Origin of the sequence: Chlamydia ibidis 10-1398/6 (assembly GCF_000454725.1) — a bacterium.
GTDB lineage: Bacteria > Chlamydiota > Chlamydiia > Chlamydiales > Chlamydiaceae > Chlamydia > Chlamydia ibidis.
This window is the reverse complement of the sequence record NZ_APJW01000002.1, coordinates 11,191-23,808: the sequence shown is the minus strand read 5'-3', so window position 1 is coordinate 23,808 and position 12,618 is coordinate 11,191. Positions and strand designations below refer to the sequence as shown.

Genomic DNA, 12,618 nt, shown 5'->3' with positions numbered 1-12,618 from the left:
GTATATAGTACAGGTCGGCTGAAGAATTATTGCGACTATCTAGCAATAAAAAACGGTAAAGGCACACATACCTTTACCGTTTGCATACAAACAGAAAACTCAAGGAGAAACTCGAGTCTATCGAGCAACAAGCTTCATTAACTGCTGACGCCAGCCATGAGCTGTGCGTACTCGACCCTTGGAACCACTCCTTCTTTTTGCAGAAGACGCACATACACGCTTACAAGCTGCTGTATGTTTATGATGCTTTTGACAACAAGCCATAGCAGCAGAAGAGGATGCTACTTTTCTTGTTATGCTCTTGCGAGCCACTTTTTTAGCAGCAGGCTTCTTAGCCGGTGTCTTTCTGACAGCTGTTTTCTTGGCAACCGCTTTACGAACAGCTTTCTTGGCTGTAGCTGTTTTCTTAACTGCTGTCTTGCGAACTGTCTTTCTAGCTGTAGCTTTCTTTACAGTACGTGTAGAAGCAGCTTTTCTAGCGACTGTCTTCTTAGCTGTAGTTTTTCTGACAGCTGTTTTCTTGGCAGCCGCTTTACGAACAGCAGGCTTTCTCACAGCTTTCTTGGCTGTTACTGTTTTCTTAGCTGCTGTCTTGCGAACTGTCTTTCTAGCTGTAGCTTTCTTTACAGTACGTGTAGAAGCAGCTTTTCTAGCAGGCTTACGAACAGCTTTAGTAGCTGTTTTCTTGCTGCTACTCTTTTTTTGTACTCCTAACATTTTCATTCCCCTAATTAGACAGGTAATTACTTACCAAATCTATCGGCAGGGAATTAGAAAACTTTAGCAAAATAATCGATTTATTTTTAATAATTTAAAAAATTCAATCTATTATTAACTCGAAAACATCTATAAAACAATTACTTAGACAAGAAATGTTCTATATAATGAATTATACAACGCACTCCAAATCCAGAAGCATATTTTGGAAATGGTTCTTCTTCCTTTTCACGATATGCCGTTCCTGCAATGTCTAAATGAGCCCAGGCAACAGGTTTGTTTTCAAGAAAACGTCTTAAAAAAAGTGCGGCTGTAATTGATCCTGCACGGTTATTTCCAATATTTTTCATATCGGCGATATCCGAACACAAAGCTTTATCGTACTTTTCAACAAGAGGCATTCTCCACAAAGCTTCACTTGTTTCCAATGAAGAATCTAAAAGATCCTGTGCCAATACATCATTGTTAGAAAAGAATCCTGCAACATCGTCACCTAAGGAAACTACCATAGCACCTGTCAGCGTCGCAAAATCAATAATTCTCGTTGGTTTACAGTATTTTAGCGCATAGGTAATGGCATCAGCAAGAATAAGACGTCCTTCTGCATCCGTACTACCAATTTCTACGGACAAACCAGACATTCCTACATATACATCTCCCATTTTATACGATGCCGCATCAATCGAATTCTCAGTAGCAGGAATCAACCCAGTAACGTTCACTGGAAGTTCCAAAGCCGCAAGAGCTGAAAAAATACCCAAAACAGTGGCGGCACCCGCCATATCTTCCTTCATAGTAAGCATAGACTTACCTGGTTTCAAATCTAGTCCACCAGAATCAAATGTTACGCCTTTGCCAATAAGGACAGTACGATCTTTGGATTTGGGTTTCCCCTCATAACTGAGAACTATAAACCTAGGATCTACCGAAGCACCTCTAGAAACAGCTGCGAGTAAACCCATCTTTTCCTTAAGGATTGCATCTTTTTTCAAAACTTTAGCTTGAATACTAGGGAACTCTTTGGATAAGCCCAAAGCAATAGATGCTAACCTATCTGGAGTGATTTCATCAGCATTTCGGTTAACGAGATCTCTGGTCAGATAGACTCCCTCAAAGATATTCTCCTCCCTCTGAAAAATACGTTCTGCAATCTTCGGAACGATACCAATAACAGAGACACGAGTAAGCACAGTATCAGCTGCGGAATCGTTCTTCGTATACTTGGGGTACTGATAATTCAAAGAAAGAATACCTGCAGAAAGATTCATTAAAAAGTCTTCAAGAGGCAAGCGTAATTCTGAAACTGTTGGAAGAACAATATTTACAGTAGAACACTTCGCTTTACGAAGTACACGCGCAACTTTGGCATATATTTCCAATACCTCCGATGCTGTTAATTCCTCATTTTTCCCCAGTCCTACAAGTAAAATACGCCTTTCTTTACTTTGACCGTGACTGTAAAGAAGCTCGGTTTCTCCTTTTTTCCCAGAAAAAACATCTGATGTTACAGAAAACAGCGCATCATATTCCTGAGGAATAGAAGCAGCACACTGCATCCTATCCCGTAAGTTCCAAAAAGGAATAACCACAACGTCCGACTTAACGCGCTTACTCCAAGATGCTTGAGAATCAAATAAAACCACGGCCACCTCTATATATTATTCTGCATTTTCCATTTAGAAAGGGACATCTTCACAAACATATTGCTGATCCTGTCCACTACCAGCGTACATGTCCTTATCTGCTACAATTGCAGAGTCTAAAGCTTCGCCATCAAATCCTATGGATATAGACTCAGTTTGACTATCTACAGTAGAAGAACGATTTTCACCTCTAATAAAAGGACTAAATTTTAATGTGTCAACACTAATAACTAGGGAAGATTGAGGGCTCCCGTCCTTACTCATATAACTTTCTATCGAAATATCTCCTGCTACAATAATTCCTGATCCTTTCTTAAGATAAGGTAACATTTTATCATAGCGGTTATGCCAAAGATTACACTTACACCAAACTGTTTCATCTTTGTTTCCAACACGAGACTTAACTCCTAAGCGCAAGACAACGACACGCTTACCTTTAGCTGTCATTCTTTCTTCGGGATCCGCTCCCAAGAAACCAACAAAATAACCGAACATCATAATGAGAACACCTAATAAGAATTATTTAGAAGTAGCGACCTACCCAAGCATAAAGAGGACAAAAGGTGCCCCCCGCGTTTCTAGATGCAAGGAAAAAGTAAGAACTACCGACTACCAAGGCATGATACACGGAGAAAAAATGTAGAGCAAGATACTTAACAACTAACCACATTTTTTCTTCGTGTTAAGAAATAAAGAAAGCAGGCCACCTTAAGTCTAAGAAACAACAGAAGGCAATCAGCCCGCCTTACCCTTAATTAGACTAAAAGCTATGCGCGAATTCCTGTAGGAGGAGGCTGCATACCACCGCCACTAGACTGTGGCATTTGCGGCATTGTATCGACTGAAGGCTCTCTACCTGCACAAATATCTGCACAAACAGTTCGCCACTTAACAACAGTTTCAATAAAAAGCTGTGCAAAAGCTTTTAATAAATTAGTCTCTGCGTACTTCATATCGAGAACGCAGTGCATGAGGATAAGCTGCTCTTTAGTGGCAACACCCACTCCACCTCCAGCCATCTGTCCCCCCAACATGGAGCCTTCTAACAACTTCTCATATAGGGCTAACTTTCTCTGTGGATTGTCAGGCAAACCATCAAGTAATGGAGCATAAACATACAGCCGATCAGAATGCTCTTCATAAGTTAGGTGTAAGGAAAACTCACCATCAACAAACAAAATGCACGTATTGTTCTGATCAAAAGCCACATCAGGAAGTTTCAATTCCTTAGCAAAATTTTTTAGATTTTCCTCAGCATTTTGCCTAGACATGCGGGAATCTCCTTGTAATAATTAACCTTTTTCTTATTTTTTCAAGTTAACACATAGTAGATTTGTTCGTAAACGATTTCAGAGACTTAAAACCAAAAACTTTCTTGTGTTTCTCTTGAGTTTGTGTTATTCGCTTGGTAATGGCCAAAATTAACTTCTATCCAGGTATTCCTTCACCTTTAGGAGCGACTCAGCTTTCTCCATCACGATTTCGCTTTTCCCTTTACTCCTCACAAGCAACGGAGGTAGTTTTAGTCCTTGCAGATCAACAAGGCCAAATATACGAGCTACCTTTATCCGCAGATAAAAACCGTACTGGCAATATCTGGCATATTGAAATTACAGGCATTGCAGACACATGGTCTTACGCTTTTCGGATTAATGGCCCAGGACAAATCGGAGCATCTTTCAATTTTGAAAAATATATTGCCGACCCCTATGCCAAAAACCTCCACACGCCTCAAACCTTTGGCGCATCAAAAACACAGGGAGACTATGCCTTTAGTTATTTAAAAAATGAAGAATTTTCTTGGGATGGAGACGCCCCACTAAATATACCTAGGGAAATATCAGTTATTTATGAAATGCATGTACGATCGTTTACCTATGATGCGTCTTCTAAAGTTAATCACCCAGGAACGTTTTTAGGAATAATTGAAAAAATTGACTATCTAAAACAACTCGGTATTACAGCCATTGAATTACTACCGATTTTTGAATTCGATGAAACTGCACATCCTTTTAAAAGTTCTTCCTCTCTGCCACTTTATAATTATTGGGGATATGCCCCAGTAAATTTTTTTTGTCCTTGCCGACGTTATGCATACGCATCTGACCCGTGTGCTCCCCAAAGAGAATTCAAAACGCTAGTAAAAGAGTTACACAAAGCAGGAATAGAAGTTATCTTAGATGTTGTATTTAACCATACAGGACTTGAGGGAACAGAATGTCCTTTACCATGGATTGATCTCTCTTCATACTATATGTTAGATTCTGAAGGAAGACACGTAAACTACTCAGGTTGTGGAAATACTATCAATGCTAATCACACTCCGACAAAACAATGGATCCTAGACATACTACGCTACTGGGTTGAAGAAATGCATGTAGACGGCTTTCGATTTGATTTAGCATCCGCACTATCTCGTGATCCTTTTGGATCTCCCCTACCTATCGCACCAGTACTCAAAGATATTGCCTATGACCCATTGCTAGCAAATACGAAACTTATTGCTGAACCCTGGGATGCAGCAGGCCTATATCAATTAGGTATGTTTCCTACAATATCTCCACGATGGAGCGAATGGAATGGCTCTTACCGCGATACAGTCAAAGCATTCCTGAATGGCTCCCCCAACTTAATAGGTTTATTTGCTTCCAAGATCTCTGGATCTCAAGATAATTATCCTAAAGGATCTCCCTGCAACTCTGTTAACTATATCTCCGCACATGATGGATTCACTCTTTATGATACTGTTTCTTATAATGAAAAACATAATGAAGCAAATGGCGAAAAAAACTCAGATGGAACAAATGCGAACTTTAGCTATAACTTTGGAATAGAAGGTCCCACTAATGATCCAAAAATACTGCAGGCAAGAGAACAACAGGTAAAAAACTTCTTTCTAATTCTAATACTATCTCAAGGCATTCCTATGATTCAATCAGGGGATGAATATGGCCATACTGGGCAAGGGAACAACAACCGGTGGAGTTTAGATAACCAGGCCAACTATTTTCTATGGGATAAATTAAAAGAACGCTCTTCGTTATTCTCGTTCGTAAAAGAGCTTTTGAATTTTAGAAAAGCTCATCAAACTATTTTCAATAAAGGCTTTTTAACTACGGAAACAATTACTTGGTTAGATTCAGAAGCAAATCCTATTTCATGGCAACCCAGTAAATTCTTAGCCTATGAACTGAAAGACGAACAGCACAGCATATATATAGCTATCTCTACACAAGAAGAGGAAATAACCATCAAACTACCGAAACCGAGGGCAGGATTCACTAACTATAAGAAAGTAGCAGATACATCCAAGGGATTCATCGAAGAAAATCTAGAAGAAATGACACAATTAGAAGCAAGAACTATCCTAGTTGCTATTAGTGATGCTATTAGAACTTAACTCAGATCGCTTCTTTCTTCTTCCCAGGATTCTATAACAACAAAGTCTGCGTCTTTATAGAACCTTTCTAAAATCTGGCGTGCATTATATCCTTCAACAGCAAGCCGATCTACATTAGCCTTAATCAAACCTTCAGCATCTATGATTAAGCCATCGGGATTATCAACTATCAAGCGCGACGTCCACTCAACAGCCTCCTCTACACCATAGAATTGCTTCGTGGCTCCATACCCAGCATAGTGATCTTCCTCAGCAGTGACATGCCAGAAATTCTGCGAGCTTCTAGCCAATAATCTTTCATACAGCGCAGTACGTTCTAAAATAACACAAGCAGACAAAGCTTCTTTATCTAATTCCCTCAAATACTTTATTGAGAGAACAGACTTTAGGTAATCCTCAACAGTTAACTCATTTGTAACGATAATACAGTTCCTGTCGGTCTTATGAATATACAGGGCACCCTGATATTGTATCCCATTCACGAAAAGCAAAGCACCACTATCAACAGGTTCGATTTTCAAACAATGTGCTTTTGAGAAATTTTGTCCCCAACGAATACCATCATATAACGCATGAGCCGCACATCGTATACCTTGAGCAGAAGTATACACTAAAGCATTATCAACATATACTCGGTAAGCACCCTTAGATTCAATCAACGCAGTAGTACTCTCATTAAGAAGAAGAACACGAACCTTAGGTTCGCAAACTACTGTTTGTTCTATGAAAGTGTCGGATACTTTAACTTCTGTGTATCCTACCACGCTCATACTACAGGCAAAACCTAAAAGTATGTGCTTCAACATTTTCACTATTCTTCTCCTGGAATACGTAAATTACTCGAATCCCTATTTAAATGATCATAGGCTAACTTAGTAACCATTCTACCTCTGGAAGTTTTCTTAATTAATCCCTTAAGTATAAGGAATGGCTCATAAACATCTTCCAAAGTCTTCACATCCTCGCCCACAGCAACGGACAAAGTCTTCACTCCAACGGGACCGCCCTGATAATAATCTATTATTGTAGTGAGGAGTTTAATATCAATCTCATTTAACCCCCAATCATCTATTAATAGCATAGCCAAAGCTTTTTTTGCCACGTCACTATTGATACAATTACCCTCACGCATTTGGGCAAAATCTCGAACCCAACGCAAAAGATTATTAGCTAATCTTGGTGTTCCTCGGGATCTCTTAGCAATCTCATGCAGCGCTGACATTTCAGCCTCTATACCTAATAAACCAGAAGAACGAATTAAAATACTTGTTAAATCATCATCGGAATAATAAGAAACCCTACCACAAAAAGAAAAACGTGTACGCAAAGGTTCACTCAGCATACCAGAGCGTGTTGTCGCTCCGACCAACGTGAAAGGAGCGAGATCAACACGCACCGATCGAGCTCCTGGACCAGAATCTATGGTAATATCAATTTTGAAATCCTCCATGGCAGAGTACAAATATTCTTCAGCTACCTTACCCATTCGATGAATTTCATCGATAAAAAATACATCCCCTTCTTGCAAACTGGTTAACAATCCCAAAAGATCTGATGGTTTAATAAGCTGCGGCCCAGAAGCAATAACTAAACCTCTGCCTACCGTATAGGATACGATATGAGCTAATGAAGTTTTCCCCAATCCTGGGGGGCCAAAAAACAAGCAATGACCAGGGACCTCCCCTCTTTGTAAGGCTGCTTGAAGAAAAAGATCCAGACGATCCGTTAATTGCTTTTGACCACAGAATTCTTGTAATCCTTTAGGACGCAAAGATATATCGAACTTCTTATCATTGTGCAACACAGAAACTTGATGTGTCATTATGAGCCTATTAAGAAAGAAAAAAGACTTTCTGACATACCATCAATCCTAAAGTCAAGGGGTTCTTGATGTACTTCTACTAAATTCATAGAAATCATCCAAATAGTCTCATATTTTTCATCTATAAACAAAAAATATACTTGTCCCCTTGAATCTACTAGAGAAAAATACTCACATAAAAAAATAAGATTTGCCTTTTTCCTATAGTATTATCTAAGATCGCCATAAGGTTACGCTTACAGGCGTGTTACTATCACGCAAGTGCCAATGATCTAATTACATAATCCTCTTCGAGGGTTCCTCTTTTGTGACGGCATATAACTGAGTTGTTTCCTTATTTCTTGTTAAGAAGAAAATTTTTTAGATAGAAAGAATCGAGACTTAGGTCTTGAAAAAGATAAGTACTTATCACTATTGATTTCTTTAATCTTGAAAAAGATACGAATTGAGCATAACCTATCAGTTCGTTTTTATAGATTCCTCTATTAAGTATAGTAGTGGTAGACTCAAATAACAAACGTTCATTCAATCTAATGAATAAGGTTTCTGAATGAGTATTAAAGAAGATAAATGGATCCGTAGGATGGCTTTAGCACATGGGATGATTGAGCCCTTTGTTGACTGCCAGGTAAATATCAACGAAACAACTGGAGAGAAATTGATTAGCTATGGTTTGTCCAGCTATGGCTATGATTTGCGTTTATCTCGAGAGTTTAAAGTGTTTACAAATGTTTATAACTCCATTGTAGATCCTAAACACTTCACTGAGGATACCTTCATTTCAATCACCGATGATGTTTGCGTCATACCTCCTAACTCCTTTGCCCTAGCGCATAGCGTAGAATATTTCCGCATTCCGAGAAATGTTCTTACAATGTGTATTGGGAAATCTACGTATGCACGTTGTGGACTCATTGTAAACGTTACTCCTTTCGAGCCGGAATGGGAGGGATACGTAACAATAGAAATTTCTAATACGACTCCGTTACCTGCAAAAATTTATGCTAATGAGGGTATTGCTCAGGTCTTATTCTTTGAGGCTGACGAGATTTGTGAGGTCTCTTATGCCGAAAGAAAAGGTAAATACCAAAAGCAGCAAGGGATTACAGTGCCTTTTGTTTAAAGTCATAATATGCGAAAGATACTATGGCTAAGATGTTTTGAAGAGATCATTGTTAATTCTTGGTGGTTGATTCTTTGCATACTTATCGGTAGATTTGTGTATGATCGCGCGATTGGGAATTTGCATCAGGAAGAGCAGCGCCTAAAAAGTCGGGTTACGTACATTCAAGGGCAAATTCTTCGCGCTGAGGAGAAACAAAAAGAATTGCGTCTTCACATTCAACATTGGGATGACCCTTTAGTTATAGAAGCAGCGTTAATTCAAAGGTTAGGTTTAGTCCCCAAAGGGTATACTAAAGTATCTTTTTTTTCCCCCGAGGATACGAATCCAGGCACATAGATGATCTCTACTATTCTGACTTTCTTGATTATTTTATTCACCCTCTGTTCAGGATTTATCTCTCTATCGCAAATCGCGTTATTTTCTTTACCGACCTCGTTAATTTCACATTACAAGCGTTCAAAATATAAAAAACAGCAATTGGTTGCTTCTCTCCTATCCCACCCACACCATTTGTTAATTACATTAATTTTTTGTGATATTGGCTTAAATATTGGCATCCAAAATTGCGTTGCTATTTTAGTTGGTGATAATGCTTCTTGGTTACTCACTGTTGGTTTCCCCTTAGCCTTAACTCTTATCTTATGCGAGATTCTTCCCAAAGCTGTTGCATTACCTTATAATGCACAAATTTCTGGTTCCGTAGCTCCTGTAATCCTCATTTTTACAAAAATCTTACGTCCTCTACTAGATTGGGCCATAAGCGGGATTAATTATATTGTTCAGAAACTTCTTGCTAACCAGCAAGTAGACATCATTCAGCCTCAAGAGCTCAAAGAAGTTTTACAAAGTTGTAAAGATTTTGGAGTTGTTAACCAAGAAGAAAGCCGTCTTTTATACGGCTACTTATCCTTAAGCGATTGTAGCGTGAAAGAAAGAATGAAACCGCGACAAAATGTCTTGTTTTACGACATACAAATGCCTATTGATAACCTTTACAATTTGTTTTCTGAAAAACACTGCTCTCGTGTTCCCGTCTGTAATAATAATCTTCAAAATCTTTTAGGTATATGTACTGCAAAAACCTTGCTTCTTTACGGTCGACCTTTACAATCTTCTGACGAACTACTACCTTTACTTAAAAAGCCCTATTACATGCCGGAGACTATCTCTGCAAAAACCGCTCTTTGTCACCTTGCTGCAGAAGACGAGACTTTAGGTATGATTATTGATGAGTATGGTTCTATAGAAGGTTTGATTACCCAAGAAGATCTATTTGAAATAGTTTCTGGAGAGATTATTGATCAGCGTAAAGAAAAAGTTCTTTATACGATGTCAGGAAAAAACGTTATCATTGCAACAGGCACGTTGGAACTAAGTGATCTTAGTGAGATCTTCAACATTAATTTACCTACAAATAATAATAGCGCAACTTTAGGAGGGTGGTTAACAGAACAAGTAGGTTCTATCCCTTCAACAGGAACTAAGCTCTCTTGGAATAATCTAGTTTTCCAAATATTAGATGCTGCTCCTAATCGTGTTCGCCGAGTATATATAAGGAAGATGCATGATTAATTCTCCTTTCTTCTGGCTTGCCATCAACGTGATCTGTGTCATCTTACAAGGTTTTTACTCAATGATGGAAATGGCTTGTGTTTCCTTTAATCGAGTACGCTTACAATACTACCTAACCAAAAATCATAAGAAAGCCCGTTATATTAACTTCCTAATACGTCGCCCTTATCGGCTATTTGGCACAGTTATGCTTGGTGTCAATATTGCCTTGCAAGTAGGCTCAGAATCCTCGCGACATTGTTATAAGGCTTTAGGAATTTCTCCAGATTATGCTCCGTTCACCCAGATCTTCCTTGTCGTGATCTTTGCCGAGCTTTTGCCGCTCACAATATCACGCAAAATCCCTGAAAAACTCGCTCTCTGGGGAGCGCCTATTCTCTATTATTCACATTATTTGTTCTACCCGCTAATACAGTTCATTGGAAGTCTCACCCAAGGCGTGTATTACCTACTTAAAATCAAAAAAGAAAAACTGAACTCTACATTAAGTCGAGATGAATTTCAAAAAGCTTTGGAAACTCATCATGAGGAACAAGATTTCAATGTCATTGCTACAAATATTTTTTCTTTGAGTGCAACTTCTGCAGAACAAGTATGTCAAACATTAAACCAGGTAGTGATGCTGCCATCGTCAGCTAACGTAAGAGATTTATGTGAGATTATTAGGAACACTGATATTGAGTTTGTCCCCGTCTATCATAAAGTGAGAAAAAATATCATTGGTATCGCCCTTCCCAAAGACTTCGTAAACAAAGACCCAGATGATTCTCTAATTCACCACTTACATTCCCCATGGTTTATTACTGCAAAGTCTAAGCTTATCCGTATTCTCAAGGAGTTTCGAGATAACTGCTCTAGCGTAGCTGTAGTCTTAAATTCCTCTGGAGAACCTATGGGAATTCTAAGCCTTAACGCGATTTTCAAAATCTTATTTAATACTTCAAATATTGCACAACTAAAGCCTAAAACTATCTCTTTAATTGAAAGAACTTTCTCCGGAAATACCCCGCTCAAGGAAATAGAAAAAGAATTAGGCATTCATCTCTCTCAGTATGGGGTAAATACTCTAGCTCAGCTCGTTTTGCAGCTACTCGATACACCACCAGAAATAGGAACATCTGTGATTACAGATAATCTACTATTAGAAATCAAGGAAATATCCCTATACGGAATCAAGAGTATTTCTATTAAGAATTTGCTATCATAACCATGCATGTTTCAGCTGATCAGACACCCTAACAATAATGTCTACAGCCCGATTAATATCATCGAAAGTCAGAAGATAGCTAAACGAAAAGCGCAACGTTGATAAAGAGATATTGGGCTCTACTTGCATTGCCACTAACGATTTAAAAGCTGTGGTAGCTCCGGAAGAACATGCTGAACCGTAACCACAAGCAACTCCAGCAACATCTAAAGCAATTTGCATTACTTCTCCCTCTAAAGGAGGAAATGCTATTGCCGATACATTATTGACTCTTACTTTGTCCTCACAATGGATAATTACTTCTGGAATTTGAGATTTAACACTTTTTTCAAAGTGATCACGATAACTGGCTATCTTTTCTGCTATTTCTTCCTGTTTTTCTTTTAAAACATTAAAAACATATAGAAGAGACGCTATCCCCCAAAGATTTTCAGTGCCGGAACGGAGTCCATTTTGTTGACCTCCTCCCCACAACATAGGTGTGATTTTATTTTTAGGTGTAATAAGTAGAACTCCTATTCCGGACATTGCGTGAAACTTATGTCCGCTAAAGATAGTCATAGTAACACTCTTAGGAATTACTATTTTTTCTCTTCCTACAATAGCTGTAGCATCTACTATAAAACATAAGTTATGCTTACAAGCGATTTCTCCAATAGCAGTTATATCAGTTTTTGCACCAATTTCGCTATTTGCCCATCCCAGAACAATGGCAGAAGTTTGTGGTGTAATCTTGTCTTCTATTTGTTTAGGAGTAAGGGCACACTGACCAATTTCGGGATCCAGATAGGTCACAGAAAGATTCGCGTGTTTCAGAGTCTCTATAATAGCTGGGTGCTCCATACTTGAAGTAATGACATGACTACCCGGCTTTAAACTGGTAATAGCCAAATTTAGACTTTCAGTAGCTCCAGAAGTATAGAGAACCTGACCTGAAAATCCTAACACTTCTTGAATCAATTCCGTAGTCTCACGAATAATCTGCCGAGAATATTTCCCAGGACTATGAACACTTGAGGGGTTAGCAAATACCTGCCTATCAGAAAAAAGCTGGTGCAAGAACTCTAGAAGACCTGGCGCTAGAGGAGCCATGGCATTATTATCCAAATAAATCATGACAAAGTCCCTTAG

The 12,618-nt window shown here is 38.7% G+C and carries 13 protein-coding genes; 5 read left to right on the top strand and 8 right to left on the bottom strand.

The window, feature by feature from the left end; translation table 11 throughout:
- Positions 1-117: 117 nt before the first annotated feature.
- The 5 genes from hctB to H359_RS02165 all read right to left on the bottom strand — a co-directional run bounded on the left by hctB (position 118) and on the right by H359_RS02165 (position 3,631).
- On the bottom strand, positions 118-717 hold the full coding sequence (gene hctB, locus H359_RS02180) for a histone H1-like DNA-binding protein Hc2 (protein ID WP_020370029.1): 600 nt from the start codon (positions 715-717) through the stop codon (positions 118-120).
- A gap of 140 nt (positions 718-857) precedes the next feature.
- Positions 858-2,360, bottom strand: coding sequence for a leucyl aminopeptidase (locus tag H359_RS02175; protein ID WP_020370028.1), 1,503 nt, complete (start codon positions 2,358-2,360; stop codon positions 858-860).
- Positions 2,361-2,393: 33 nt separating this feature from the next.
- Positions 2,394-2,858 carry a single-stranded DNA-binding protein gene (locus H359_RS02170; protein WP_020370027.1) on the bottom strand — a complete coding sequence of 155 codons (465 nt, stop codon included), beginning with the start codon at positions 2,856-2,858 and terminating at the stop codon, positions 2,394-2,396.
- A gap of 25 nt (positions 2,859-2,883) precedes the next feature.
- A complete protein-coding gene (locus H359_RS05195; RefSeq protein WP_020370026.1) occupies positions 2,884-3,030 on the bottom strand; it encodes a hypothetical protein in 147 nt (48 codons plus the stop codon).
- Positions 3,031-3,127: 97 nt separating this feature from the next.
- A complete protein-coding gene (locus H359_RS02165; protein WP_020370025.1) occupies positions 3,128-3,631 on the bottom strand; it encodes a type III secretion chaperone Slc1 in 504 nt (167 codons plus the stop codon).
- Positions 3,632-3,771: 140 nt separating this feature from the next.
- On the opposite strand from H359_RS02165, the gene H359_RS02160 reads away from it, so the two are divergent.
- Entirely contained in the window at positions 3,772-5,760 is a 1,989-nt protein-coding gene (locus tag H359_RS02160; protein WP_020370024.1) for a glycogen debranching protein, read from the top strand.
- On the opposite strand, the gene H359_RS02155 is transcribed toward H359_RS02160, so the two are convergent.
- Together H359_RS02155 and ruvB are read right to left on the bottom strand one after the other, a co-directional pair.
- A complete protein-coding gene (locus tag H359_RS02155; protein ID WP_202897953.1) occupies positions 5,757-6,530 on the bottom strand; it encodes a SpoIID/LytB domain-containing protein in 774 nt (257 codons plus the stop codon). The two genes, H359_RS02160 and H359_RS02155, sit on opposite strands and share 4 nt — an antisense overlap.
- A gap of 41 nt (positions 6,531-6,571) precedes the next feature.
- A complete protein-coding gene (ruvB, locus tag H359_RS02150; RefSeq protein WP_020370022.1) occupies positions 6,572-7,582 on the bottom strand; it encodes a Holliday junction branch migration DNA helicase RuvB in 1,011 nt (336 codons plus the stop codon).
- Between the two features lie 550 nt (positions 7,583-8,132).
- On the opposite strand from ruvB, the gene dcd reads away from it, so the two are divergent.
- Genes dcd through H359_RS02130 form a run of 4 tightly spaced genes read left to right on the top strand, consistent with a single transcriptional unit; the run spans position 8,133 to position 11,487 of the window.
- Positions 8,133-8,705 carry a dCTP deaminase gene (gene dcd / locus H359_RS02145; protein WP_020370020.1) on the top strand — a complete coding sequence of 191 codons (573 nt, stop codon included), beginning with the start codon at positions 8,133-8,135 and terminating at the stop codon, positions 8,703-8,705.
- A 9-nt stretch (positions 8,706-8,714) separates the two neighbouring features.
- The gene (locus H359_RS02140) at positions 8,715-9,044 is read left to right on the top strand and encodes a hypothetical protein (protein ID WP_020370019.1); all 330 of its coding nucleotides are present in this window, start codon (positions 8,715-8,717) and stop codon (positions 9,042-9,044) included.
- Complete coding sequence (locus tag H359_RS02135) at positions 9,045-10,280, top strand: hemolysin family protein (protein WP_020370018.1); 1,236 nt, start codon at positions 9,045-9,047, stop codon at positions 10,278-10,280.
- Positions 10,273-11,487, top strand: coding sequence for a CNNM domain-containing protein (locus H359_RS02130; RefSeq protein ID WP_035391962.1), 1,215 nt, complete (start codon positions 10,273-10,275; stop codon positions 11,485-11,487). Before H359_RS02135 ends, H359_RS02130 begins: the two co-directional genes overlap by 8 nt.
- Here the strand turns inward: H359_RS02130 and H359_RS02125 are convergent.
- Complete coding sequence (locus tag H359_RS02125; RefSeq protein WP_020370016.1) at positions 11,482-12,603, bottom strand: cysteine desulfurase family protein; 1,122 nt, start codon at positions 12,601-12,603, stop codon at positions 11,482-11,484. The genes H359_RS02130 and H359_RS02125 overlap by 6 nt on opposite strands.
- Between the last annotated feature and the right edge of the window lie 15 nt (positions 12,604-12,618).

Coding starts and splice junctions, on each gene's coding strand:
- H359_RS02170 (WP_020370027.1), bottom strand. CDS start 2,858: ATGATGTTCGGTTATTTTGTTGGTTTCTTGGGAGCGGATCCCGAAGAA.
- H359_RS02135 (WP_020370018.1), top strand. CDS start 9,045: ATGATCTCTACTATTCTGACTTTCTTGATTATTTTATTCACCCTCTGT.
- hctB (WP_020370029.1), bottom strand. CDS start 717: ATGTTAGGAGTACAAAAAAAGAGTAGCAGCAAGAAAACAGCTACTAAA.
- H359_RS05195 (WP_020370026.1), bottom strand. CDS start 3,030: ATGTGGTTAGTTGTTAAGTATCTTGCTCTACATTTTTTCTCCGTGTAT.
- H359_RS02130 (WP_035391962.1), top strand. CDS start 10,273: ATGATTAATTCTCCTTTCTTCTGGCTTGCCATCAACGTGATCTGTGTC.
- H359_RS02140 (WP_020370019.1), top strand. CDS start 8,715: ATGCGAAAGATACTATGGCTAAGATGTTTTGAAGAGATCATTGTTAAT.
- ruvB (WP_020370022.1), bottom strand. CDS start 7,582: ATGACACATCAAGTTTCTGTGTTGCACAATGATAAGAAGTTCGATATA.
- dcd (WP_020370020.1), top strand. CDS start 8,133: ATGAGTATTAAAGAAGATAAATGGATCCGTAGGATGGCTTTAGCACAT.
- H359_RS02125 (WP_020370016.1), bottom strand. CDS start 12,603: ATGATTTATTTGGATAATAATGCCATGGCTCCTCTAGCGCCAGGTCTT.
- H359_RS02165 (WP_020370025.1), bottom strand. CDS start 3,631: ATGTCTAGGCAAAATGCTGAGGAAAATCTAAAAAATTTTGCTAAGGAA.
- H359_RS02155 (WP_202897953.1), bottom strand. CDS start 6,530: ATGAGCGTGGTAGGATACACAGAAGTTAAAGTATCCGACACTTTCATA.
- H359_RS02160 (WP_020370024.1), top strand. CDS start 3,772: ATGGCCAAAATTAACTTCTATCCAGGTATTCCTTCACCTTTAGGAGCG.